Genomic DNA, 23,445 nt, shown 5'->3' on the forward strand with positions numbered 1-23,445 from the left:
CTTCTCCCCATCTTTTCTGGCAATTCACGTCGGGGGGCCGGGGCAGCACCCCAGACCTCCACCCGCGTGTTCAGCCCTCTATTTCCGCTGTCTCCAGCACCGCATGGAGCAGCACATCCGCCCCCGCCTTGGCCCAATCCTTGGTGATCTCTTCGGCCTCATTGTGGCTCAGACCATCGACACAGGGGCACATCACCATCGCCGTGGGCGCCACCCGGTTGATCCAGCAGGCGTCATGCCCCGCGCCCGAAATCAAGTTCATATGGCTATAGCCCAACCGCTCGGCGGCATTGCGCACAGCCGTGACACAGCCATCATCAAAGGCCACGGGGTCGAAACCGCCGACCTTTTCAAACTCGATCTGCACATCCATATCATCGGCGATCTTTTGGCCCTCGTCGCGCAGACGGGCCTCCATATCCTCGATCACGGCCAGTTCGGGTGACCGGAAATCGACGGTAAACACCGTCTTGCCCGGGATCACGTTGCGCGAGTTCGGGTAGACTTCGATATGGCCTGCCGCCCCCACCGCATGGGGCGCATGGCTGAGCGCGATTTCGTTCACCTTATCCAGCACCCGCGCCATGCCCAGCCCCGCATCGCGGCGCATCGGCATCGGGGTGGAACCGGTGTGGCTGTCCTTGCCGATGATCGTTACCTGCGTCCAGCTCAGGCCCTGCCCGTGGGTCACGACGCCGATGTCCTTGCCCTCGGATTCCAAAATCGGGCCCTGTTCGATGTGCAATTCAAAGAAGGCGTGCATCTTGCGCGCGCCGACTTCCTCGTCGCCCTTCCAGCCGATGCGCTGCAACTCGTCGCCAAAGCTCTTGCCCTCAGCGTCGGTGCGCGCGTAGGCCCAGTCCTGCGTATGGATGCCAGCAAAAACCCCCGACGACAGCATCGCGGGGGCGTAACGGGTGCCTTCTTCGTTGGTGAAGTTGGTCACGACGATCGGATGTTTGGTCTTGATGCCCAGATCGTTCATCGTGCGGATGATCTCCAACCCGCCGAGCACGCCAAGGATGCCATCGTATTTCCCGCCCGTGGGCTGGGTGTCGAGGTGGCTGCCCACATAGACCGGCAGCGCATCGGGATCGGTGCCCTCCCGCTGGGCGAACATATTGCCCATCTGGTCAAGACCCATGGTGCAGCCCGCGTCTTCGCACCACTTTTGGAACAGGGCGCGGCCTTCGGCATCTTCGTCGGTCAGCGTCTGACGGTTATTCCCCCCCGCCACGCCGGGGCCGATCTTGGCCATCTCCATCAAGGAATCCCACAGGCGGTCAGGATCAATCTTGAGGTTCTCTCCGGGCGCGGGCATAGGTCACTCCTCTGTATTGGCTTTGGCCATTGTTTTTTTACCATTTGGTAAATCCACGATTGCGATTAGGTTAGGCTCTGTCAAGAACTGGTTTGAAACAACCCGCCGCCGATCCGGCAAACGCCCTTTTAAGCAGCACCAAGGATCATTGCCTTGCCCGAAAGCACCGCCAAAAAACCCAGCCGCATCCAAAGACGCAACCGCCGGGTGATTCTGGATGCCGCGCTCGAAGTCTTCTCGAAACATGGCTACCGGGGCGCCACGCTGGATCAAATCGCCGCCGAGGCTGGGCTGAGCAAACCGAATATTCTCTATTACTTCAATGGCAAAGAAGACATTCACGTCACTTTGCTGTCGCAGCTTATGGAAACATGGCTTGACCCGCTGGTCGAGCTAGACCCCGATGGCGACCCCCGGCGCGAGATTTTGGACTATGTCGAGCGCAAGCTGACCATGTCGCGCGAACTCCCGCGCGAAAGCCGGCTTTTCGCCAATGAAATTCTGCAAGGCGCGCCGCGGATCGAGCCAGAGTTGAAGCGCCACCTCAAACCGCTCTTTGACGAGAAATGCACCGTGATCGCGGGCTGGGTGGCGGCGGGCAAACTGCCCCCGCTGGACCCGCAACATCTGATTTTCTCCATCTGGGCCACAACGCAGCACTACGCGGATTTCGAGGCACAGGCGCAAATTCTGCTCGGACCCGAGACCGATCCCCGCCCCCGCGCGCAGGCGCATCTTCAGGCGATGTTTGGCGCGCTTTTGGACCTGCCGGAGCCATCGGCAAACGGTTAACCATAGCCGCCAGAGATGGACCGCGTTTAATCCCCCATTAACATTTCCGCCGCAATCTGCCTGCGGGTGTGGGCTCCTTAGTAGTTAGAGGGGCAGTGATGAATGTAGGCGATTTTAACGGCGCAGGGGCTGCGCGGAATGCGAAGGGACTGAATGCAAAGGGGTCTGATGAAGCGGCGAGCGCGCGACCGATCCCGCGCGAAGAGATGGCGCGGGATGCGGCCATGGCAGTGATTGCGGCGCGGCGCGATCTGGCACGGATGGTCCCGCAGCCATCTGCCGAAACCACCGCCCCGTCGCGCAGAAACTCCTGAACGCAGGGCGGCGGCCTTGACTTACTCTGCCGGTTCAACCGCTTTGGCAGAGGGGTTGTTGGGGTGCGTGGTCCAGTTGGCGTAGTCCGGTGTCACCGTCTTGCCAGTGCGCAGGTCGGTGGCACCCACGGCCAATTCTTCCATCGAGATACAGTCTTCGACAGGACACACATTGACGCAAAGGTTACAGGCCACGCATTCCTCTTCGATCACGGTAAAGGTGCGGTCCTCGGACATGGCGATGGCTTGGTGGCTGGTATCCTCGCAGGCGGCAAAGCAGCGGCCACAAGAGATGCACAAGTCCTGATCGATCTTCGCCTTGGCGACGTAGTTCAGGTTCAGCTGGTTCCAGTCGGTGACATTCGGCACCGCGCGGCCCACAAGCTCATCGACCGAGGTCATGCCCTTCTCGTCCATATACTCCGACAGGCCCGAGATCATCTCTTGGACCACCTTGAAGCCATAGGTCATCGCCGCTGTGCAGACCTGCACGTTGCCCGCGCCAAGCGCCAAGAACTCCGCCGCGTCGCGCCATGTGGTGACACCGCCGATGCCGCTGATCGGCAGGCCGTGGGTTTCGGGGTTGCGGGCGATCTCGGCCACCATGTTGAGCGCGATCGGCTTCACCGCCGGGCCGCAATAGCCGCCATGGGTGCCCTTGCCGTCGATCATCGGTTCTGGCGCAAAGAGGTCCAGATCGACCGAGGTGATCGAGTTGATCGTGTTGATCAGGCTCACCGCATCCGCGCCACCGCGCTTGGCGGCCTCGGCGGGGTAGAGCACATTGGTGATGTTCGGCGTCAGCTTCACGATCACCGGCATCCGCGTGTACATCTTGCACCAGCGGGTGACCATCTCGATATATTCCGGCACCTGCCCCACGGCGGACCCCATGCCGCGCTCGGCCATGCCATGCGGACAACCGAAGTTCAGCTCAATCCCGTCGGCCCCGGTTTCCTCCACATGCGGCAGGATCGCTTTCCACGCTTCCTCCTCGCAAGGCACCATGATCGAGGCAATCAGCGCCCGATCCGGGTAGTCGCGTTTCACCGCCTTCATCTCGCGCAGGTTCACTTCCAGCGGGCGGTCGGTGATCAACTCGATGTTGTTCAGCCCCAGCAGCCGCCGATCCGCGCCATAGATCGCGCCATAGCGCGGGCCATTGACGTTAACCACGGGCGGGCCTTCCATGCCGAGGGTCTTCCAGACCACCCCGCCCCAGCCCGCCTCATAGGCGCGGCGCACGTTGTATTCCTTGTCCGTCGGCGGGGCAGAGGCCAGCCAGAACGGGTTGGGGGATTTGATCCCGATGAAATCGCTTCTCAGATCAGCCATGTTATGTCTCCCTCTCGGCGCGGCCTCAGCCCGCCGCCCCCATCAATGTGGTGTGAATGTCCATCGCCGCGTCGCGGCCCTCGGCCACAGCGGTCACCGTGAGGTCATCACCACCGCTGGCGCAATCGCCCCCGGCCCAAACGCCATCCAGACTGGTGCGCCCGGTGCCATCAACCTTGATCTTGCGCCCGTCGAGATCGGGCAGCCCGTCGCCCAACAGCGTTTGACCGATGGCCTTGAACACTTGATCCGCTTGCAGACGCAGGGTTTGGCCGGTGCCCTTCATCGCCTCATCGACATATTCAAACTCGATCTCGCGCACCGAGCCATTGCCATGCACTGCAATCGGCACCGCATGGGTCACGATCCGCACGCCCTTGGAGGCCGCGAGGTCTTGCTCGAACACGCTCGCGTTCATCCGGTCGCGACCACGGCGATAGACCAGCGTCACGTTCAACGCGCCCAGCAGTTTCGCCTGCACCGCGGCATCGACTGCCGTCATGCCGCCACCGATCACCACCACGTCGCGGCCAATCGGCACGCCTGACATGTCGCCCGACTGGCGCAGCTCCGAGATGAAATCGACCGCATTGGCGACCCCGGCCTTATCCTCGCCTTCGGCGCCGAGCGCATTGACGCCCACCAACCCCATGCCGAGGAAAACCGCGTCATAGTCGGTCTTCAATTCCTCAAGCGTGACATCGCGCCCCACAGCGACCTCGTGCCGGAAGGTGATGCCACCGATTTGCATCAGCCAATCTACCTCGGCCTGCGCAAAGCCGTTCGGCGTTTTGTAAGCAGCGATGCCATATTCGTTGAGCCCGCCGGGCTTGGGCCGTGCATCAAGGATTTCGACCTCATGGCCCAGCATCGCCAGACGGTGGGCGCAGGACAGACCCGCAGGGCCCGCACCAACCACAACAACACGTTTGCCCGTCACGGCCGCACGCTCAAAAGGATGCACGTCTTGGGCCTGCAAATGGTCGGTGGCATAACGCTGCAACTGGCCGATCAACACCGGCTTGCCCTCGGCCACCTCACGCACACAGACCTCCTCGCAGAGCGTTTCGGTCGGGCAGACCCGCGCACACATGCCGCCAAGGATGTTCTGGCTGAGGATCGTCTTGGCCGCCGCATCGGGGGTGCCGGTGGCGATCTGGCGGATGAACAGCGGAATGTCGATGTCGGTCGGACAGGCCGTCATGCAAGGTGCGTCATGGCAGAAGTAACAGCGGTCCGCCGCGACCAGAGCCTCATGTTCGTCCAAGGGTGGATGGAGATCCGAAAACCCCTCTGCGTAGTTCTGCGGCTCTAACCGCCCCGGAACGATCCCCGGCTCAAAGACATCTCGTGCCATATCAAAATCCCTGTCGTTTTCTTGGTGTTTTGAAAATGCTCACACGGAATCATTTTTTTATCAACTGGTAAATTTTTGAAAAGCGCGACTTCCCGAAAAACCCGTGACACCTGCCAGTTTTGTAACAGGCAGGTTATATTTCATGGGCGCTTCCTTGCTTGCCCCATGCCGCCCCGTAAAAATCCTTGATTTTAAAAATAGAGATTCCAATATCACAACTGCGACGCGAAGACTTTTCGACCCGGCTGCCCTAAGGCTCCAGCGATCACGAATTCGACCGAGCCGCGCTGCCGCATGTTGCGGGCAGATCAGACAGAGGGAGACACGGGTCATGGCTACTGGCACCGTCAAATGGTTCAACACGACAAAAGGCTACGGCTTCATCGCGCCGGACAGCGGCGGCAAAGACATCTTTGTCCATATTTCCGCAGTAGAGCGCGCAGGCCTGACCGGGCTTGCCGACAATCAAAAGGTTACCTTTGATGTCGAAGCAGGCCGTGATGGCCGCGAAAGCGCGAGCAACATCGCGCTGGCCTGACCGGGCCACATTTCGATGATCGAAACGGACGCTGCGGCGTCCGTTTTTTGTTAGCGGATCTCTGCGGCCTGTGCGGCAAGCTTGGCCACCGCCGGGCCAATATCCTCCACGATCAGCGCCACGCCTTCGGCATTGGGATGGATGCCATCCCCTTGAAAATAGCGCTGCACCGTCTCGCTCCGCGCGCTGGCCGCGCCCTTTTCCTCGGCCAGAAGTCCGGTAAAGAAATCCGGGTAGAACTGCGTTCCATGGGCTTCGGCCAAGTCGGGATAGAGCGCTTCGAAATCGGCCTTATACCCCGCGCCGTAATTGCCCGGTGCCGACATGCCGACCAGCAGCACCTCAACCTCGGCGCTCTTTGCCGCCGCAAGAATGTCATCGATGTTGCCGCGCGCCTGCGCCGGGTCCAGCCCGCGCAGCATGTCATTACCCCCGAGCGTCACGATCATCGCATCGACTTCGGGCGTCAGGGTCCAATCCACCCGCGCCCGCCCGCCTGCGGTCGTATCGCCCGAAACACCCGCATTGACGATTTTCGCCTCAACGCCTTCGGCATCCAGCCACGCCTGCAATTGCGGCACGAATCCCTCTTCGGCGGGCAGGCCATAGCCTTGGGTCAGACTGTCGCCAAGGGCGGCGATCACCACCTCTTCGGCCTGTGCCGCGCTGCCTAAAATAAAGGCACAACAGATCAATACCTTGCGCATCCTTCACGGACCTCCATATCCAACTGATACTCAGAACAAAGGCGGCCCGATGAGCGACCCAGTCTATGACCTTCAAGATGTCACGCTAAGCCTCAAGGGCAATGCCGGAACCGTCGATATTCTGCGCGGCATTTCGCTGCAGGTCCAGCAAGGGGAAAGCATCGCGCTGACCGGGGCGTCGGGATCGGGCAAATCTTCGCTGCTGATGGTCATGGGCGGGCTTGAGCGTGCCACGGGCGGCAAGGTCATGGCCCTTGGCCATGATCTCAGCGCGCTGCGCGAGGATGGGTTGGCCCAGTTTCGCCAAGGCCGCATGGGGATTGTGTTTCAGTCCTTCCACCTCATTCCCACCATGACCGCGCTGGAGAATGTCGCCACACCGCTGGAGCTTTCGGGGGCCGAGGACGCCTTTGACCGCGCGCGCAGCGAGTTGGAGGCCGTCGGTCTTGGCCACCGGATTGATCAATACCCTGCGCAAATGTCAGGCGGCGAGCAGCAGCGCGTGGCCCTCGCCCGCGCCGCCGCCCCGCGCCCGGCGATCCTGCTGGCGGATGAGCCGACAGGCAGCCTCGACAGCCGCAATGGCGCGGCGATCATGGACCTGCTGTTTGAGCTGCGCGACCGCCATGGCGCGACGCTGGTGCTGGTGACCCATGCCGACGATCTGGCCGCGCGTTGTGACCGGGTGGTGCAATTGGCCGACGGGCGTCTCGCATGAGCCTGTCCCTCGCGGCCCGTTTCGCCCGCCGTGAGATGCGCGGCGGATTGCGCGGTTTTCGTCTGCTGCTGGCCTGCCTCGCGCTCGGCGTGGCCGCTTTGGCCGCCGTAGGCTCGGTCCGCGCTGCGATTGAAGCGGGGCTGGAAGCCGAGGGTGCCGCACTTTTGGGCGGCGATGCCGAACTTGATTTCACCTATCGATCGGCCAGCCCTGATGAGCAGGCGTGGATGGCCGAGCGGGCCGAACGTGTATCCGAAATCGTTGAGTTCCGCTCTATGGCCGTGGTCGGCGCGGGGGACACCTCTGAACGCGCGCTGACGCAGGTCAAGGCGGTGGACGACCTCTATCCATTGATCGGTGAGATGTTGTTGGACCCGGCCTTGCCGCTAGAGCAGGCGCTTGAGATCGGGCCCGAAGGACGGCCCGGTGCCGTGATGGAACGTGCCTTGTCGGACAGGCTCGGCCTTGCCCCGGGGGATGTTTTTGCCCTCGGCGAAACCGAATTGCGCCTGACGGCCCTGATTGAACGCGAACCGGATTCCGCCGCCAGTGGCTTCTCGCTCGGTCCTCGCACGCTGGTGCGGCGCGCCGCGCTGGATGGCTCGGGCCTGCTCGCACCGGGGACGCTCTTTAACAGCAAATATCGGCTCGATCTGCCCGAAGGCACCGCGCTTGACCCGTTGAAATCCGAGGCCGAGGCGCGGTTTGCCGACGCCGGGATGCGCTGGACCGATGCCCGCAACGGCGCGCCCGGCGTGGCGCGTTTCGTCGAACGGCTCAGCGCCTTTCTGGTGCTGGTGGGGCTGTCGGGGCTGGCCGTGGGCGGGGTCGGCGTCGCGGCGGCGGTGCGGGCCTATCTGCAACGCAAGACCGCTGTGATCGCCACCTTCCGCGCCATGGGCGCAACCCGGGCGACGATCTTCCAGACCTACTTCATTCAGGTCGGGCTGCTGGCCGTGATGGGCGTGGCGTTTGGCCTGCTGATCGGTGCCGGGCTGCCTCTGTTGCTTTCCCCGTTGATCGAAGCGCAACTGCCCCTTCCCGCCCGTTTTGCGATTTATCCCGCCCCGCTGGCCGAGGCCGCGCTATACGGGTTGCTCACGGCCGCGCTCTTCACCCTTTGGCCGCTGGCCCGAAGCGCTGACGTGCGTGCCGCCACCCTGTTTCGCGATGATTGGCAGCGCCAATCGCCTTTGCCCGGCGCGCCCTACCTCGTGGCGATGGCGCTGCTTTTGGCCGCGCTCTTGGCGCTGGCGGGCTGGTTTAACGGATCGTGGTCGCTCACGCTTTGGACGCTTGGCGGCTTGGCGGCGACGCTGGCGGTGCTGGCGCTGGCGGCAGCCGTGTTGCGGCTGATCGCGCGGGCCGCAGCCAAGCGCGTGCGGGGGCATCCGCGCCTGCGGTGGGCGCTCGCGGCGATAGGCGGACCGGGCGAAGGGGCCACGGCGGTGGTGCTGGCGCTTGGGCTGGGCCTGTCGGTCTTGGCGGCAGTGGGCCAGATTGACGGCAATCTGCGCCGTGCGATTTCGGGCAATCTGCCGGATGTGGCGCCGTCTTATTTCTTTGTCGACATCCAGAAGGACCAGATCGACGGTTTCACCGAAAGGCTCAACAGCGATGCGGCGGTCGGCCGGGTTGAAAGCGCCCCGATGCTGCGCGGCGTGGTGACCGAGATCAACGGCCAACCGGCCCAAGAGGTGGCAGGCGATCACTGGGTGGTGCGCGGCGACCGGGGCATCACCTATGCCGCAAAGCCGGGCGAAGACACGCGGATCACGGTGGGAGACTGGTGGGCCGAAGACTACACCGGCCCGCCGCAGATCAGCTTTGCCGCCGAAGAGGCCGAGGAACTGGGGTTGAGCCTTGGCGACAGCCTGACCCTCAACGTGCTGGGCCGCGCCATCACCGGCGAGATCACCAGCTTCCGCGAGGTTGATTTCTCGACCGCCGGGATCGGCTTTGTGCTGACGATGAACCCCGCTGCACTGGCCGGCGCGCCGCATAGTTTCATCTCGACCGTCTATGCCGCGCCAGAGGCCGAAACCGCGATCCTGCGGGATCTGGCCGAAGCCTATCCCAACATCACCGCGATCCGGGTGCGCGATGCGATCGACCGGGTGGCGGCGGTGCTGGCGGGGCTGGCCTCGGCGATTTCATTCGGGGCGCTGGCGACGCTGGCAACCGGCTTCATGGTGCTGATCGGCGCGGCAGCCGCAGGCACGGGGGCGCGCAGCTATGAGGCGGCGCTTCTGAAAACCATGGGCGCTTCGCGGCGAACCATTGCCAGCAGCTTTGTGCTGCGTGCGGCCCTGCTGGGTCTATTTGCCGGGGGCGTCGCGCTGATGGCAGGCATCGCGGGTGGCTGGGCGGTGAGCCATTACGTGATGGAGACCGATTTCACCGTGGTCTGGCCCAACGCGCTGATGATCATCGCAGGCGGGGTGCTGGCGACGGTCTTGGCGGGCTTGGGCTTTGCGCTGAGGGCGCTGAACGCCCGGCCTGCGGATATGCTAAGGGCGCAGGAATGATCCCGCGCCCTTTGGCTGTCTTGGTGGTCTGATCACTCCGCCGCTTCGGCGTAGTCCTCCAGCGGTGGGCAGGTGCAGATCAGGTTGCGGTCGCCGTGCACGTTGTCGACACGGTTGACCGGCGGCCAGTATTTGTCGACCCGGAAGGCCCCCGGAGGGAAGCAGCCCTGCTCGCGGCTGTAGGGCCGGTCGCCCCATTCCACCACCAGATCTTCGACCGTATGCGGTGCGTTTTTCAGCGGATTGTTGGCCCGATCCATGCGGCCCTCTTCGATCTCGCGGATCTCTTCGCGGATCGCCAGCATGGCGTCGCAGAAACGGTCCAACTCGGCCTTGGTCTCAAACTCCGTCGGCTCCACCATTAGCGTGCCCGCCACCGGCCAAGACATCGTTGGCGCGTGGAAGCCGCAGTCAACCAGCCGCTTGGCGACGTCTTCGTTGGTGATGCCCGCGGTTTCCTCATAGGGGCGCACGTCGATGATGCACTCATGCGCCACCCGACCGCTCGGCCCTTTATACAGCACGTCATAGGCCCCTTCGAGACGCTTGGCGATGTAGTTGGCATTGAGGATCGCGGCGCGGGTCGCCTGCGTCAGACCGTCACCGCCCATCATCAGGCAGTAAGACCAAGAGATCGGCAACAGCGAGGGCGAGCCGTAAGGCGCCGCCGAGACCGCGGCCCCCTCTTCGTTCGGGTGGCCCGGCAGATGCGCGATCAGATGCGATTTCACACCGATCGGACCCATGCCGGGGCCGCCGCCGCCATGCGGGATGCAGAAGGTCTTGTGCAGGTTGAGGTGGCTCACGTCGCCGCCCAGATCGCCGGGGCGCGACAGGCCCACCATCGCGTTCATATTGGCGCCGTCGATATAGACTTGGCCGCCGTGGTCATGGGTGATCTTGGTCACCTCATGCACGGTTTCCTCGAACACGCCGTGGGTCGACGGGTAAGTGATCATGCAACCGGCAAGGTTTTCGCTGTGCTGCTCGGCCTTGGCGCGGAAATCGTCAAGGTCGATGTCACCGTTGGCGGCGGTCTTGATGACCACGACCTTCCAACCCACCATCTGCGCGGAGGCCGGGTTGGTGCCATGGGCGCTCATCGGAATAAGGCAGATGTTGCGATGCCCCTCGCCCTTGGCGCGGTGATAGGCGGCGATGGTCAAGAGCCCCGCATATTCGCCCTGCGCGCCCGAGTTCGGCTGCATCGAAATCGCGTCATAGCCGGTGATCTCGCACAGTTTGTCCGACAGATCGTCGATCATTTCCTGATAGCCAAGCGCCTGATCGGCGGGCACGAAGGGATGGATCAGCGAAAATTCACGCCACGTCACCGGCATCATCTCAGCCGCCGAGTTCAACTTCATCGTGCAAGACCCCAGCGGGATCATCGCCCGGTCCAGCGCCAGATCACGGTCGGCCAAGCGGCGCATGTAGCGCATCATCTCGGTCTCGGCCCGGTTCATGTGGAAAATCGGGTGGGTGAGGTAGTCGCTCGTGCGGACCATCGCGTCGGGCAGACGGTACTCAGGCGTGAAATCATCATCCGCCTGACGGATGCCAAAGGCGCGCCAGACCGCTTCGATGGTGTCGGGGCGGGTGCGCTCGTCCAGCGTGATGCCCACTTTGGTCCCGCCCACACGGCGCAGGTTGATGCCTTCGTCCACGGCGGATTTCATCACCGCGGCCTGCAAGGGGCCGACCTCAACGGTGACCGTGTCGAAATAGCTCTCGGGCTGCACGTCAAAGCCAGCGGCCTCCAGGCCCTTCGCCAGACGCACTGTCTTGCGGTGGATGCGCTGCGCGATGGCTTTCAAGCCTTCCGGCCCGTGGAACACGGCATACATCGAGGCCATCACGGCCAGCAGCGCCTGCGCAGTGCAAACGTTCGAGGTCGCCTTCTCGCGGCGGATGTGTTGCTCGCGGGTTTGCAGCGACAGACGGTAGGCGCGGTTGCCATGGGCGTCGATGGACACGCCGACAATCCGCCCCGGCATGGCGCGCTTCATGGAATCCTTGCAGGCCATATAAGCAGCGTGCGGGCCGCCATAGCCCTCAGGCACGCCAAAACGCTGCGTGCTGCCCACGGCGATGTCGGCCCCCATCGCGCCCGGCTCTTTCAGCAGGGTCAGCGACAATGGGTCGGCGGTGACGATGCCGACGGCCTTGGCCTCATGCAGGGCCGCCATGTGATCGGTGAAGTCGCGCACATGGCCGTAGGTGCCCGGATACTGGAAGATCGCGCCAAAAACCTTTTCCGCGTCCATCTCTTCGGGTTCACCGACGATGACCTCAATGCCCAAAGGCTCGGCCCGGGTCTTCATCACGGCGATGTTTTGCGGGTGGCAATTGCTATCGATAAAGAAGCCCTTGGCCTTGGATTTCGAACTGCGCAGCGCCATGGTCATCGCCTCGGCGCAGGCGGTGGCCTCATCCAGAAGCGACGCATTGGCGATTTCCAACCCGGTAAGGTCGCTCACCATCGTCTGGAAATTGAGCAACGCTTCCAGGCGGCCCTGCGAAATTTCGGGCTGATAGGGCGTGTAGGCGGTGTACCACGCGGGGTTCTCAAGAATATTCCGCTGGATCGCCGGAGGCGTGACGGTGCCGTGATAGCCCTGCCCGATCAGGCTGGTGAGCACCTTGTTCTTGCCCGCAACCTTGCGCATGTGCTCAAGCACCTCGCGCTCGCTCATCGCCTTGCCGAAATCAAGCGGCTGTTTCGCACGGATCGCCTTGGGTAACGTGTCGTCGATCAGCGCATCAAGGCTTTCGGCGCCCACGGTGTCGAGCATCTGCGACATTTCGGAAGGGGACGGGCCAATGTGACGCCGGTTGGCGAAATCATAGGGCAGATAATCGGTGGGCTTGAAGCTCATGTCGGGTTCCTCGTCACGGCGCGGCAGCGGCGCCCCCTGTTTGTGGCGCGCCGCCCAAAGCGGGCGACGCAGGTAATCAGCCGCGCGCCGGTCCCCCGGCACGCGCGGCGGTTTAGCCGATGAATTTCTGGTAGGCGGCTTCGTCCATGAAGTCGTCCATCTGGCTGGCATCGGTGAACTTCATCTTGAAGAACCATGCATCGCCCTGCGGGTCATCGTTGACCATGCTGGGGTTGTCCGTAAGCGTGCTGTTCACCTCGGTGATCTCACCGTCGATCGGGGCGAGGATGTCCGACGCCGCCTTGACGGATTCGATCACCACAACCTCGTCATCCTTGCTGACGGTGGTGCCTTCGTCGGGCAGTTCCACGAATACGACATCGCCCAACTGCTCGGCGGCGTGTGTGGTGATGCCCACGACCACTTCGTCACCCTCGACGCGCAGCCATTCATGTTCTTCGGTAAATTTCATATCGGATTTCCCTGTGTAGATTCAGCGTTTGAAGTTCGCCGCGACGAACGGCATTTTCGTGACAGTCAGTGGCAAGCGCTTGCCGCGCACCTCGCCCCAAAGCGGCGTGTCGACCTTTGCATGCTCGGCGCTGACATAGCCCATGGCAACCGGGCCGCCAACCGTCGGACCAAAGCCGCCAGAGGTTACTGTGCCAACCTCATTGCCGCCCCCGGCTGCATCGAAAATCGCCACACCTTCGCGCATCGGCGCCCGGCCTTCGGGCAGCAGCCCCACCCGCTTGCGCGGCGCCCCATCGGCCAGTTGTTGCAAGATCACGCCCGCACCCGGAAAACCGCCCGCACGCTCGCCATCATTGCGCCGTACCTTCTGGATCGCCCAGTTCAGCGCCGCCTCAACCGGCGTGGTGGTGGTGTCGATGTCATGACCATAAAGGCACAACCCGCCCTCCAACCGCAGACTGTCACGCGCGCCCAGACCGATGGGCTCGACCTCTTCCAGCGCCAAAAGCTTGCGCGCCAAGGCCACGGCATCTTCATTCGCGACCGAAATCTCGTAGCCGTCCTCGCCCGTATAGCCCGAGCGCGACAGGGTGACGGTGATCCCGTCAATGTCGACATCCTTGGCCACATCCATAAATTTCATATCCGCCACCAAGGGCTGCAACCGGGCCAGCGCCGCTTCGGCCTGCGGCCCCTGCAAGGCCAGCAGCGCACGATCTTCGAGCACTTCGATCTCACAACGATCCGACAACGCCTCTTTCATCAGGGCGATGTCATCATCCTTGCACCCGGCATTCACAACAACGAACAAATGATCACCCAGATTGGCCAACATCAGATCGTCCAAGATACCACCCGTGGCATCCGTAAACATCGCATAACGCTGGCGCATCTCGGCAAGCCCCAGCACATCAACCGGCACGAGGCTCTCCATCGCCAAGGCCACATCTTCATAGCTGCCAGACTTGGCCCGCAGCACGACCTGCCCCATGTGACTCACATCAAACATCCCGGCGGCGGCGCGGGTGTGCAGATGCTCTTTCATCACGCCAAGGGGGTATTGGACGGGCATTGAATAGCCCGCAAAGGGCACCATCTTGGCCCCCAGTTCCACATGCAAATCATGCAATGCCGTCTGCTTGAGATCGCTCATCCAGTTCGCCTTTCCTGTCGCTTCCGGATGACCTTTTGACCACGCCGGCACCTTAGCGCCGCTAACGCTGCGCATGATGCCCCCTCTGTCCTTCCGCCTGAGATCGTTATCCCTTCGGCGTGCGCATCCGCGCATCTCTCCAAAGTCTTGGTCACGTCACGGTCCTGGGGCCTGAGAGTTTCCGGGGCGGTTGCTCCTTCGGCATCGGCGTTAACCGATTCTCCCGTGACGATTGGGCCTTTCGTATGCCGCCGCATACCTCTGCGTCAACCATGCTTGTGGCCGGATACGACACATGTTTTGGTGCGCGCGACAAATACAGGACCTTTCGCGCATGACCCCCTATTTTTTCGGCTACGGCAGCCTCGTGAATCGCAACACCCACAGCTACCCCGACGCCCGGCCCGCCCGGCTCGACGGCTGGCGGCGCAAATGGGTCCGCGCCGAAGGGCGCGACATCGTCTACCTCTCTGTGGTGCAAGATCAAAGCACCCGCATCGACGGGCTCATCGCTGCCGTGCCGGGCGCGGATTGGGCGGCGCTGGACCAGCGTGAATACAGCTACGAACGCCACGCCTCAGGCGGCGCCGTGGTCCATGATCTGGTCCCCGCACCCGACATCGCCCATTACGCCATCCCGCTCGAAATCGCGGTCGACCACGGCGATCACGTCATCCTTCTGAGCTATCTTGATGTTGTGGTCCAAGGCTTCCTGCGCGAGTTCGGCACCGATGGAGCGGCGCGCTTTTTTGACACCACCGAAGGCTGGGACACACCTATCCTGAACGACCGCGCAGCGCCCCTTTACCCGCGCCACCAGACCCTAACGCCAGAAGAAACGGCCGTGGTCGATCACCACATCGACCGCTTGTCGCTACAGGTGAAATTACGCGACGAAGTCCCCTTCACAAAGAAGAACTTCTGACCGCTCTAATTCATCCTCTTTCAAATACCCGCGGGGGTCCGGGGGCAGCGCCCCCGAATGCCCTCGGCCCGCCTCAGCCGCGTGCTTTGACGGTCTGGAGCAACGGCAGAACCTGCGCCATCTCTGGCCCGTGTTCCTGCCCCGTCAGCGCCAAACGCAGGGGCCGGAACAACCCACGTCCCTTGCGCCCGGTGGCTTCTTTGACCGCGGCGGTCCAGCTTGACCACGTGGTTTCATCAAAGGGCATCTCCGGCAGCAGCAGCATGGCCTGAGCCACGAATTCGCGGTCGTCCTCGGCAATCACCGGCTCGGCCCCGTCGCGGAACATAGCCCACCACGGACCCAAATCCTTCAGCGTCGAGATATTCTCGCGCGTGACCGCCCAGAACTGCGCGGCTTTGTCTTCCGGCACGCCAAGGGCGGTGATGTCGTCTTTCACGGCCTCAAGCGGCAGTTGCTGCAAATACCGCCCTGTCAGCGGGAACAGATCCTGCACATCGAACTTGGTCGGCGCCGAGCCGAAGCGGTTGATGTCGAAACCCTCGATCAACTCCGCCATATCCGTGCGCAGCTCCACCGGATCAGACGATCCCAACCGCGCCATCAGGCTCAGCAGCGCGAAGGGCTGAACCCCCTGCTCGCGCAGATCACGCAGGGCCAGCGTGCCAAGGCGCTTGCTCAGCGCCTCGCCCTGCGGGCCGGTGAGCAGCGAGTGGTGCGCGAACGAGGGCACCGCCCCATTGCCGAGCGCCTGCATGATCTGGATCTGGGTCGCGGTGTTGGTCACATGGTCCGACCCGCGCACCACATGGGTCACGCCCATTTCGGTGTCATCCACGACGCTCGCCAAGGTATAAAGGATCTGCCCATCGCCACGAATGAGTACGGGGTCACTAACCGAGGCCGCGTCGATGGAAATATCGCCCAAGATACCGTCGTCCCATTCGATCCGCTGGTGATCGAGCTTGAACCGCCAAACGCCATCGCCACGCTCGGCACGCAGCGCGGCTTTCTCATCGTCGGAGAGGTTCAGCGCGGCGCGGTCATAGACCGGCGGCTTGCCCATGTTGAGCTGCTTCTTGCGCTTGAGGTCCAGCTCTGTCGGCGTCTCGAACGCCTCGTAGAAACGGCCCTTTTCGCGCAGGTCTTCGGCGGCGGTATGGTAGCGGTCCAACCGCTCTGACTGTCGCTCGACCCGGTCCCATTCCAAGCCCAACCATTCGAGGTCTTGCTTGATGCCGTCGACGTATTCTTCGCGGCTGCGCTCGGGATCGGTGTCGTCGATGCGCAGGATGAAAGTGCCGCCCGCCTTGCGCGCGATGAGGTAGTTCATCAGCGCGGTGCGCAGGTTGCCCACGTGGATATAGCCAGTGGGGGACGGGGCGAAACGGGTGATCGTTGGGTTGGACATCTGGCGTACTCCTGTTGCGCGCGGGCTTGCCACAGGGCGCGGGCGTTGTCCAGCAAAGGCGGGGGTCAGCCGCCGTCTGCCGCGGTGCCAGTCGGGGCGGGCACAACCTCAGAGGTGTCGGCGTCGGTGCCGTCGTCTGACACGCCCTCATCGGGGGCGTCTGCCGCTGCCGGTGCCGCATCTGCAGGCTGTGCTTCGTCCGCAGGAGTCTCCGCCGCGGCGCCAGAGGCGGTGCCGGCTGCGGGATCTGCTGCGGTGTCGGAGGCCGCCCCGGCGGTCCCATCGCTCAACGCGCCGTTCTCCCAATCGCCCGAGGCTTCCTCGCCGCTGGCATAGCGCATGGTGCCGCTGCCCTGCCGCTTGCCCGCTTTGAACGTGCCCTCATAGACATCGCCATTGGCATAGGTCGCCACGCCCTGCCCTTCGATCTCTCCCTCGGTCCACTCGCCTTCGTAGACGAAACCGCTGGCCATGGTGATCTTGCCCTGACCGTGACGCTGCCCATTCCTGAACGCACCTTCATAGACTGTGCCGTCGGGATAGGTCGCCTTGCCCTGACCATGGCGCTGACCGTCCTGCCAGCCGCCCTCATAGCGGTAGCCATCGGCATAGGTCATCACCCCTTGGCCATGGTTGCGGGCATCTTTGAATTCGCCCTCATAGACCACGCCATTGGTATAGGTCGCGATGCCTTCGCCTTCGATCACGCCTGCCACCCAAGCGCCCTCATAGGTCGATCCATCGGGATAGGTGATCTTGCCCGTGCCATCGGCCAGATCATTGCGGAAGGTGCCAACGTAAACCGATCCGTCGGGATAGGTCACCTGACCCTCCCCCTCGATCTGCCCGGCGACCCAAGAGCCGGTGTAGACATAGCCATCGGTGCCAGTAAACGTGCCTTGCCCGTCGCGGCGGTCATCCTTGAAGTCGCCTTCATAGGTGTCGCCGTTTTCATAGGTGACCTTGCCCTTGCCTTCACGGCGGCCCGCGACCAGCGTGCCTTCGTAGATATCGCCGTTGGGCTGGGTCAGCGTGCCGGTCCCGTCGATCTGGCCGTCTTTCCACAGGCCCACATAGACCAACCCGTCGGGCATGGTCAGCGTGCCCTCGCCACTGCGTTTGCCGCCTTCGATCTCGCCTTCATAGACCGCGCCATCGGGGTAGGTGATCGTGCCGACGCCCTGTTTGACGCCATCAACCCAGTCGCCCTTGTACTCATAGCCGCCGGGGCTTTGCATCACGCCCTTGCCGTGGTGTTTGGCATTGCGGAATTCACCCTCATAGCGCACGCCATTGGCGTAGATCGCCACGCCTTGGCCCATGATTGCGCCGGCTTCCCATTCGCCCTCATAGGTGCCGCCATCGGCAAAGGTGATCTTGCCCAGACCTTCGGGCTTGCCCTTGGCAAAGTTACCCTCATAGACCGATCCGTTTGGAAAACGTGCGACGCCTTCGCCCTTGATCTCGCCCTCGACCCACTCACCGGAATATTCATAACCATTGGGGAGCTTATAGGTGCCGCTGCCATGTTGAAGGCCGCCCTGAAAGGTGCCTTCATAGATGCCACCGTCGTCATATTCCTTGGTCAGCACCTGCCCGTCCTGCGCCGCAAGCGGCGTGGCCAGAAGAGCGATCAGACAGAGGGGCAAGCTGCGGTGCAACATGGGCGGAATTTCCCGATCTCGTTAGGTGTCATTTGCCCTGAGGTTACGGGTGATAGAGGGCAGAGGCAACGTGTTTGCAGGACAGGCGTGCCGGTTTCGGCGGATCCCGCGCACCGGGTGCGGCGGGCCAGCCTGCGCGCAGGGGTTTCGCCCTCGGCCCGATCTGCTACATCCAACCCACACCAGCCAGCCCGGAGCCTTTGCATGTCAGACCGTTTTCGCCTCACCCTCGGGCAATTGAACCCGACCGTCGGCGACCTGCCGGGAAACGCGGCACTGGCGCGCGAGGCTTGGCAGGCCGGGCGCGACGCGGGCGCGCAATTGGTCGCCCTGCCCGAACTGTTCCTGACCGGGCATGATGCGAAAGCGCTGCTGCACAACCCGGCCTTTCAACGCGATGTCGTGACCCATCTTGAGGCGCTCGCCGCCCATTGCGCCGATGGCCCCGCCTTGGCGCTTGGCGCGCCTTGGGTCGAGGGGGCGAAACTTCATAACGCCTACCTCATCCTGCAGGGTGGCAAGATCGCCCAGCGGGTGCTTCAACACAGCCCCGCGCGGCACTCTCACTTTGATGCAGGCCCGATCAGTGGCCCCTATGCTGTTGAGGGGCTGCGCATCGGTTCCCCCATCGGGGCGGATGGCTGGACTGGCGATGTGGCCGAGACGCAGGCCGAAACGGGGGCCGAATTCCTTTTGATCCCTAATGCGGCCCCACATCAACGCGGCGCAATGGACAGGCGGCTGAATCATATGGTCGCGCGGGTGATCGAGACGGAGTTGCCGCTGATCAGCCTCAATATGGTCGGGGGGCAGGACGAGGCGGTCTTTGACGGCGCGTCCTTCGCGCTGAACCCCGGTGGCAAGCTGGCGCTGCACCTGCCTGCCTTTGACAGGGCCATTGCCCATGTCGATCTGGAACGCGCACCGGAGGGTTGGCAGATCGTGGCCGGAGACCTCGCGCCGCAGCCAAGCGCGCTGGAGCGGGATTACCGCGCTTTGGTTGTCGGCCTGCGGGATTATGTCGCCAAAGCCGGAGCCTCTAAGGTGCTGGTCGAACAGACCGAGGGGCGTGATGCCGCGCTGGCCGCGACGATCGCAGGAGACGCTTTGGAGTCCGAGAATGTCCGCCAGATCGCGGTCCCGGTGGGGGGTGATTTACAGTCCACACTGCACGGCCGCCTCGCAGGGCTTGGCGCGGCGGTCGGCGCCGATAGCCTCGCGCTCCCCCTGCGCGGCCTGATGCTCCGCGCTTTGGCGCAGGACGCGGGGGAGCTGTTGCTCACGGCACAGAACAAATCTGCGGCCGCCATGGGACAGAGCGCGGTGCCGGGCGATTTCAATCCGATCAAAGACCTGTACCAGACCGAGGTGCTTGCCCTTTGCCAATGGCGCAACGTGACCCACCGCGTTTGGATGCGAGGCCCAGCCTCTGCGGCGCTTCCGCAGCGGGAACATTCGCAAGTAGATAGCGCAGTGGACGACATTCTGCGCATCTTGCAAGAAAGGAACGGTAGTGTGGGGGACTGCGTAGCGGAGGGCTTTGACCAGCGGACCGCCCAGAAGGTTGCGGAGCACCTTTTTAACAACCAGCCGCGGAAAAATCGCTCCGCCCCCGGCCCGCGCGTCACGGCATCGCGGCCAGAGCCCCCCTACCCCGCCCACTGGCGCGATGGCTCATAACGCCGAGATCACCTCTCTGGTTTCCCACTTTTCCCTGAGCGCCAGAGGCAAGCGACTTCCCGCCACCTGCCAGCAGGTTAGCGCCCAATTATTGACCAATGGGAGCCAAAAACCGGGCGCTCCGTGCTTCATGGGGGAACGAACCCTTTCCCCCACAGTTGTCCAAACACGACCAACAACGGCGCTGGATTTCCCGCAGGGCACTCCCGCCGAACAGAAAGGGTTAAGAGATGAATATCGTTAAACTTGGAATGGTATCTGCCATCGCTTTGGGTGCCGCTGCACCTGTCTATGCACAGTCTGCCGAAGCCTATGCCGCAACCGATCTCAACATCCGTTCGGGCCCCGGCCCGCAGTACGACATCGTCGGTGTCATCCCCGGTGGCGAAGCCACTATGGTGGAAGGCTGCCTTGACGGCCAATCCTGGTGCCGGGTCAATTTCGGCGACACGATGGGCTGGTCCTACTCTGATTACCTCGCCGTTGAAGTTGAAGAGCAGGCCGTGGCCCTGACCACCCGCCCCGCGACCGTCGAAGTGGGGACCGTGACCTATGAAGACCCCGATGGCACCGCCGAGAATGAGACCGAAGGCGCTGCTGCCGGTGCGACCCTTGGCGCGCTAACAGCCTATGCCGTTGGTGGCCCGATTGGCGGCATCATCGCCGGTGGCATCGCAGGTGGTGCGGCAGGTTCCGCCGCTGCTGAGCCAGAGGAATCCACCATCACCTACGTCCGTGAGAACCCGGTTGATACCGTGTACCTCGACGGTGAAGTGGTGGTCGGCGCGGGCATCCCCACGACCGTGACCACCTATGAGGTCCCGGAAACCACATACCGCTATGTCAACATCAACGGCGCGACCGTGATCGTTGACAACGAGACGAACCTGATCGTCGACGTTGTGCGCTAAGCTGCAATAACGTGCTGCGCTAAGCCACCATAGATTTGGACAAAGAAGGCTCGGAGAGTGATCTCCGGGCCTTTTCTTTGCCCGAAAACTAGGGCTAGCATGGGGGCAGCAACCACAGGGAGCCACCATGATCGCCGTTATTTTCGAAGTCTTCCCCCACCCCGACCGCCGCGAGGAATACCTCGATGTCGCGGCCAAGATGCGGCCCCTGCTGGATGAGGTGGATGGCTTCATCTCTGTCGAACGGTTCCAAAGCCTGACCAACCCCGAAAAGCTGCTTTCGCTCTCTTTCTTCCGCGATGAAGAGGCAGTGCAGAACTGGCGCAAGCTGACCGCGCACCGCGGCGCGCAGGCAGCAGGGCGCGAAGGCATCTTTACCGATTACCACCTGCGCATCGCCCATGTGATCCGCGACTATGGCATGTTCGACCGCGCAGAGGCGCCACAGGACAGTCAGGAAATCCATCCACCACGGCCCACTCCCGAAGGCTGAAGGCTGACCGGGACTAGACCGTCTCCCCCGCCTCCAGCCGCCGCAACCAGTTGCCCGCATCGCGCAAGACCGCCTCGCGTCGGTCGGCATCCATGCGGTCCCACGTGGCATACATGTTTCTCATACGCGCATTGCCCTGAAACCGCTCTCGGTGCCGGTCAAGAAAGTGCCAGTAAAGCAGGTTGAACGGGCAGGCTTTCTGTCCCGCCTTCGCAGTGACGCTGTAGCTGCATCCTTTGCAGTAGTCAGACATGCGATTGATGTAAGCCCCGGACGAGACATAGGGTTTCGAGGCGATGACCCCGCCGTCGGCGAATTGGCTCATGCCGACGGTGTTGGGCGCTTCGACCCACTCATAGGCGTCGGCGTATACCTCGAGATACCATTCATGCACCTGATGCGGATTGATCCCGGCCAGCAGGGCGAAATTGCCCGTCACCATCAGCCGCTGGATGTGATGCGCATAAGCGTATTTCTGCGTCTGCCCGATGGCTTGGCGCAGGCAATTCATCTGCGTGTCGGCACCCCAGAAAAAGGCAGGCAAGTCGCGGTCGTGTCGCAGCACGTTGCGCGCCACATACTCCGGCCCCTCAAGAAAATAGATGCCCCGCACATATTCGCGCCATCCAAGGATTTGGCGGATGAACCCTTCGGCAGCGTTGATCGGCACGTCCCCCTGCTGCCACGCCTTTTCGGCAGCCCGGCAGACCTCCATCGGATCGAGCAACCCAAGGTTCAGATAGGGTGAGATCAGCGCGTGAAAGAGATAGGGCTGCCCTTCCAGCATCGCGTCCTGATAATCGCCAAATCGCGGCAGGGCGTGGGTGATGAAATGCGCCAAGACCTGCAGGGCCTCCGCGCGCGTGGTGGCAAAGTCAAAGGGGAGCAGATCACCGAAGTTGTCCCCATAGCGCGTCTCCACAAGGTTAAGCACCGCTTGGGTCTCAGCATCAGGCGCAAAGCTGAGCGGCTGGGGGAACTCCAGCCCCTCCTTCGGGGGCTTGCGGTTGTCGTGGTCGAAATTCCATTTGCCCCCTGCGGGATCGTCGCCCTCCATCAACAGGCCGGTCTCGCGGCGCATCTCGCGGTAGAAATACTCCATCCGCAGCGCCTTGCGCCCCTCGGCCCAATCTTCGAACCGTTTGCGAGTGGCGATAAAGCGGTCATCCGGCAAGAGATGCGTCGGGATCGGCGCATCGGTCAGCGTGTTGAGCAGCCGCCACTCCCCCGGCTCTGTCACGATCACCTCGCCCGCGCCGGTTTCCTCCGCCCGGCGGAGCAGTTCGCCGACGAGAGAGCCTGCGTTTTCGGGGTCATCCAGCCGGGTATAGCGCAAGCTCCAGCCGTCATCCTCCAACTGGCGGGCAAATTTGCGCATTGCGGCGAAGACAAGCGCGATTTTCTTGGGGTGGTGACGGACATATTCCGCCTCTTGCGCGACTTCGGCCATGACCACCACATCGCGCGTCTTGTCGGCCTCGCGCAGCGATGACAGGTTTAGGGAGAGTTGATCGCCCAGAACCAAGATCAGACGGCTCACCACGGCACCGCCTTTCCGGCCCAATCAAAGAATCCGCCGCTATTGTCCGGGGTCAGCCCGTCGATCACCCGCAGCAGATTGCCCGCAGCCTCCCCCGGCGGCACCGCCGGATGGCGGCCCAGGTATTTCTCGGTAAAGGGTGTTTCGACGGTGCCGGGGTGCAGTGCCACGCAGATGCTTTGCGGATGGCTGCGGCTGAGTTCAATCGCGGCGGTATGCACGATCTGGTTCACCGCCGCCTTGGCGCTGCGGTAGCTGATCCAACCGCCCAAGCGATTATCTCCGATTGAACCGACCCGCGCCGAAAGCACGGCGAATACCGCCCGCCTGTCGCGCGGCAGCAGCCGCCCCGCATGACGCAGGATCAGCGCCGGACCAACGGCGTTGAGTGCGAATTGATCCAGCATCGCCTTTTGCGTGATGGCCCGCAGCGACTTTTCCGGGGCTGCCCCGTCGATCTCCAAAGCGCCTGTGGCGACGATCACCGCGTCGAAGGGGCCGGTAAGCCCCTCCAGCGCCGCATTAACCGAAGCCTCATCCCTAAGGTCCAGCCCATCGCTGGCGCGAGAGAGCGCCGTTACCTCATCCCCGCGCGCCCGCAAGGTGTCGCTCAGCGCCGCGCCGATCCCGCCGCTGGCCCCGATCACAAGCACCCGCGCACTCACGCCGCCGCGTCCTGCGGTATCGCTCTGTACTGCATCCTGA

Annotated in this window: 21 protein-coding genes and 1 riboswitch; of the genes, 9 read left to right on the forward strand and 12 right to left on the reverse strand. The window is 63.0% G+C overall.

What is annotated here, in order from left to right; translation table 11 throughout:
* Positions 1-70: 70 nt before the first annotated feature.
* Complete coding sequence (locus R1T45_RS20655; protein ID WP_317390138.1) at positions 71-1,321, reverse strand: Zn-dependent hydrolase; 1,251 nt, start codon at positions 1,319-1,321, stop codon at positions 71-73.
* 153 nt (positions 1,322-1,474) lie between these two features.
* On the opposite strand from R1T45_RS20655, the gene R1T45_RS20660 reads away from it, so the two are divergent.
* Positions 1,475-2,113, forward strand: a complete 639-nt coding sequence (locus tag R1T45_RS20660; RefSeq protein ID WP_132444740.1) for a TetR family transcriptional regulator C-terminal domain-containing protein — start codon at positions 1,475-1,477, stop codon at positions 2,111-2,113.
* A 98-nt stretch (positions 2,114-2,211) separates the two neighbouring features.
* Positions 2,212-2,427, forward strand: a complete 216-nt coding sequence (locus R1T45_RS20665; protein WP_067937291.1) for a hypothetical protein — start codon at positions 2,212-2,214, stop codon at positions 2,425-2,427.
* Between the two features lie 21 nt (positions 2,428-2,448).
* Here R1T45_RS20665 and preA read toward each other — a convergent pair whose 3' ends face one another.
* The 3 genes from preA to R1T45_RS20680 are packed head-to-tail and all read right to left on the reverse strand — an operon-like array spanning position 2,449 to position 5,452.
* A complete protein-coding gene (gene preA / locus R1T45_RS20670; RefSeq protein WP_120350163.1) occupies positions 2,449-3,762 on the reverse strand; it encodes an NAD-dependent dihydropyrimidine dehydrogenase subunit PreA in 1,314 nt (437 codons plus the stop codon).
* Positions 3,763-3,787: 25 nt separating this feature from the next.
* The gene (locus tag R1T45_RS20675; protein WP_067938604.1) at positions 3,788-5,119 is read right to left on the reverse strand and encodes an NAD(P)-dependent oxidoreductase; all 1,332 of its coding nucleotides are present in this window, start codon (positions 5,117-5,119) and stop codon (positions 3,788-3,790) included.
* Between the two features lie 60 nt (positions 5,120-5,179).
* Positions 5,180-5,452 carry a hypothetical protein gene (locus R1T45_RS20680; RefSeq protein WP_150121181.1) on the reverse strand — a complete coding sequence of 91 codons (273 nt, stop codon included), beginning with the start codon at positions 5,450-5,452 and terminating at the stop codon, positions 5,180-5,182.
* On the opposite strand from R1T45_RS20680, the gene R1T45_RS20685 reads away from it, so the two are divergent.
* Positions 5,451-5,657, forward strand: a complete 207-nt coding sequence (locus tag R1T45_RS20685; protein WP_067623368.1) for a cold-shock protein — start codon at positions 5,451-5,453, stop codon at positions 5,655-5,657. The two genes, R1T45_RS20680 and R1T45_RS20685, sit on opposite strands and share 2 nt — an antisense overlap.
* Positions 5,658-5,707: 50 nt before the next feature.
* Here the strand turns inward: R1T45_RS20685 and R1T45_RS20690 are convergent, their stop codons facing one another.
* Positions 5,708-6,364 carry an arylesterase gene (locus R1T45_RS20690; RefSeq protein WP_317390139.1) on the reverse strand — a complete coding sequence of 219 codons (657 nt, stop codon included), beginning with the start codon at positions 6,362-6,364 and terminating at the stop codon, positions 5,708-5,710.
* Positions 6,365-6,413: 49 nt separating this feature from the next.
* Between R1T45_RS20690 and R1T45_RS20695 the strand changes: the two genes are divergently transcribed.
* Both R1T45_RS20695 and R1T45_RS20700 read left to right on the forward strand, forming a co-directional pair.
* Positions 6,414-7,082, forward strand: coding sequence for an ABC transporter ATP-binding protein (locus tag R1T45_RS20695; RefSeq protein ID WP_067623362.1), 669 nt, complete (start codon positions 6,414-6,416; stop codon positions 7,080-7,082).
* Positions 7,079-9,610 carry an ABC transporter permease gene (locus tag R1T45_RS20700; RefSeq protein WP_317390140.1) on the forward strand — a complete coding sequence of 844 codons (2,532 nt, stop codon included), beginning with the start codon at positions 7,079-7,081 and terminating at the stop codon, positions 9,608-9,610. Before R1T45_RS20695 ends, R1T45_RS20700 begins: the two co-directional genes overlap by 4 nt.
* 32 nt (positions 9,611-9,642) lie before the next feature.
* Here the strand turns inward: R1T45_RS20700 and gcvP are convergent, their stop codons facing one another.
* The 3 genes from gcvP to gcvT form a co-directional block, all read right to left on the reverse strand.
* Positions 9,643-12,489, reverse strand: coding sequence for an aminomethyl-transferring glycine dehydrogenase (gene gcvP, locus R1T45_RS20705; protein WP_317390141.1), 2,847 nt, complete (start codon positions 12,487-12,489; stop codon positions 9,643-9,645).
* A gap of 112 nt (positions 12,490-12,601) precedes the next feature.
* Positions 12,602-12,961 carry a glycine cleavage system protein GcvH gene (gene gcvH, locus R1T45_RS20710; RefSeq protein ID WP_067623356.1) on the reverse strand — a complete coding sequence of 120 codons (360 nt, stop codon included), beginning with the start codon at positions 12,959-12,961 and terminating at the stop codon, positions 12,602-12,604.
* A 21-nt stretch (positions 12,962-12,982) separates the two neighbouring features.
* A complete protein-coding gene (gene gcvT, locus R1T45_RS20715; RefSeq protein WP_317390142.1) occupies positions 12,983-14,116 on the reverse strand; it encodes a glycine cleavage system aminomethyltransferase GcvT in 1,134 nt (377 codons plus the stop codon).
* Between the two features lie 149 nt (positions 14,117-14,265).
* A riboswitch (glycine riboswitch) is annotated at positions 14,266-14,352 on the reverse strand.
* A 98-nt stretch (positions 14,353-14,450) separates the two neighbouring features.
* On the opposite strand from gcvT, the gene R1T45_RS20720 reads away from it, so the two are divergent.
* Positions 14,451-15,041 carry a gamma-glutamylcyclotransferase family protein gene (locus R1T45_RS20720; RefSeq protein ID WP_317390143.1) on the forward strand — a complete coding sequence of 197 codons (591 nt, stop codon included), beginning with the start codon at positions 14,451-14,453 and terminating at the stop codon, positions 15,039-15,041.
* A 73-nt stretch (positions 15,042-15,114) separates the two neighbouring features.
* Here R1T45_RS20720 and gltX read toward each other — a convergent pair whose 3' ends face one another.
* On the reverse strand, positions 15,115-16,452 hold the full coding sequence (gene gltX / locus R1T45_RS20725) for a glutamate--tRNA ligase (protein ID WP_317390144.1): 1,338 nt from the start codon (positions 16,450-16,452) through the stop codon (positions 15,115-15,117).
* Positions 16,453-16,517: 65 nt separating this feature from the next.
* Complete coding sequence (locus tag R1T45_RS20730; RefSeq protein WP_317390145.1) at positions 16,518-18,116, reverse strand: 2-isopropylmalate synthase; 1,599 nt, start codon at positions 18,114-18,116, stop codon at positions 16,518-16,520.
* Between the two features lie 204 nt (positions 18,117-18,320).
* On the opposite strand from R1T45_RS20730, the gene R1T45_RS20735 reads away from it, so the two are divergent.
* From R1T45_RS20735 to R1T45_RS20745, 3 genes are all read left to right on the forward strand, one after another.
* Positions 18,321-19,796 (forward strand): nitrilase-related carbon-nitrogen hydrolase, encoded by a 1,476-nt coding sequence (locus R1T45_RS20735; protein ID WP_317390146.1) that lies wholly within the window; start codon positions 18,321-18,323, stop codon positions 19,794-19,796.
* Positions 19,797-20,026: 230 nt separating this feature from the next.
* The gene (locus tag R1T45_RS20740) at positions 20,027-20,707 is read left to right on the forward strand and encodes a DUF1236 domain-containing protein (protein WP_132444760.1); all 681 of its coding nucleotides are present in this window, start codon (positions 20,027-20,029) and stop codon (positions 20,705-20,707) included.
* Positions 20,708-20,834: 127 nt separating this feature from the next.
* Positions 20,835-21,200, forward strand: coding sequence for an antibiotic biosynthesis monooxygenase family protein (locus R1T45_RS20745; RefSeq protein WP_067941467.1), 366 nt, complete (start codon positions 20,835-20,837; stop codon positions 21,198-21,200).
* 13 nt (positions 21,201-21,213) lie between these two features.
* Here R1T45_RS20745 and R1T45_RS20750 read toward each other — a convergent pair whose 3' ends face one another.
* Positions 21,214-22,740 (reverse strand): cryptochrome/photolyase family protein, encoded by a 1,527-nt coding sequence (locus tag R1T45_RS20750; protein ID WP_317390147.1) that lies wholly within the window; start codon positions 22,738-22,740, stop codon positions 21,214-21,216.
* Complete coding sequence (locus R1T45_RS20755) at positions 22,737-23,405, reverse strand: SDR family NAD(P)-dependent oxidoreductase (RefSeq protein ID WP_120350154.1); 669 nt, start codon at positions 23,403-23,405, stop codon at positions 22,737-22,739. The genes R1T45_RS20750 and R1T45_RS20755 overlap by 4 nt, the downstream gene beginning before the upstream one ends.
* Between the last annotated feature and the right edge of the window lie 40 nt (positions 23,406-23,445).

This window comes from Sulfitobacter sp. LC.270.F.C4, assembly GCF_032922545.1.
GTDB lineage: Bacteria > Pseudomonadota > Alphaproteobacteria > Rhodobacterales > Rhodobacteraceae > Sulfitobacter > Sulfitobacter profundi.

Excerpts from the sequence above, each read along its gene's own strand:
- R1T45_RS20700 (WP_317390140.1), top strand. The coding sequence starts at position 7,079 with ATGAGCCTGTCCCTCGCGGCCCGTTTCGCCCGCCGTGAGATGCGCGGC.
- R1T45_RS20665 (WP_067937291.1), top strand. The coding sequence starts at position 2,212 with ATGAATGTAGGCGATTTTAACGGCGCAGGGGCTGCGCGGAATGCGAAG.
- R1T45_RS20740 (WP_132444760.1), top strand. The coding sequence starts at position 20,027 with ATGAATATCGTTAAACTTGGAATGGTATCTGCCATCGCTTTGGGTGCC.
- R1T45_RS20680 (WP_150121181.1), bottom strand. The coding sequence starts at position 5,452 with ATGACCCGTGTCTCCCTCTGTCTGATCTGCCCGCAACATGCGGCAGCG.
- R1T45_RS20735 (WP_317390146.1), top strand. The coding sequence starts at position 18,321 with ATGTCAGACCGTTTTCGCCTCACCCTCGGGCAATTGAACCCGACCGTC.
- R1T45_RS20745 (WP_067941467.1), top strand. The coding sequence starts at position 20,835 with ATGATCGCCGTTATTTTCGAAGTCTTCCCCCACCCCGACCGCCGCGAG.
- R1T45_RS20720 (WP_317390143.1), top strand. The coding sequence starts at position 14,451 with ATGACCCCCTATTTTTTCGGCTACGGCAGCCTCGTGAATCGCAACACC.
- gcvH (WP_067623356.1), bottom strand. The coding sequence starts at position 12,961 with ATGAAATTTACCGAAGAACATGAATGGCTGCGCGTCGAGGGTGACGAA.
- R1T45_RS20695 (WP_067623362.1), top strand. The coding sequence starts at position 6,414 with ATGAGCGACCCAGTCTATGACCTTCAAGATGTCACGCTAAGCCTCAAG.
- gcvT (WP_317390142.1), bottom strand. The coding sequence starts at position 14,116 with ATGAGCGATCTCAAGCAGACGGCATTGCATGATTTGCATGTGGAACTG.
- R1T45_RS20675 (WP_067938604.1), bottom strand. The coding sequence starts at position 5,119 with ATGGCACGAGATGTCTTTGAGCCGGGGATCGTTCCGGGGCGGTTAGAG.
- gcvP (WP_317390141.1), bottom strand. The coding sequence starts at position 12,489 with ATGAGCTTCAAGCCCACCGATTATCTGCCCTATGATTTCGCCAACCGG.
- R1T45_RS20730 (WP_317390145.1), bottom strand. The coding sequence starts at position 18,116 with ATGTTGCACCGCAGCTTGCCCCTCTGTCTGATCGCTCTTCTGGCCACG.
- preA (WP_120350163.1), bottom strand. The coding sequence starts at position 3,762 with ATGGCTGATCTGAGAAGCGATTTCATCGGGATCAAATCCCCCAACCCG.
- R1T45_RS20685 (WP_067623368.1), top strand. The coding sequence starts at position 5,451 with ATGGCTACTGGCACCGTCAAATGGTTCAACACGACAAAAGGCTACGGC.
- gltX (WP_317390144.1), bottom strand. The coding sequence starts at position 16,452 with ATGTCCAACCCAACGATCACCCGTTTCGCCCCGTCCCCCACTGGCTAT.
- R1T45_RS20690 (WP_317390139.1), bottom strand. The coding sequence starts at position 6,364 with ATGCGCAAGGTATTGATCTGTTGTGCCTTTATTTTAGGCAGCGCGGCA.
- R1T45_RS20655 (WP_317390138.1), bottom strand. The coding sequence starts at position 1,321 with ATGCCCGCGCCCGGAGAGAACCTCAAGATTGATCCTGACCGCCTGTGG.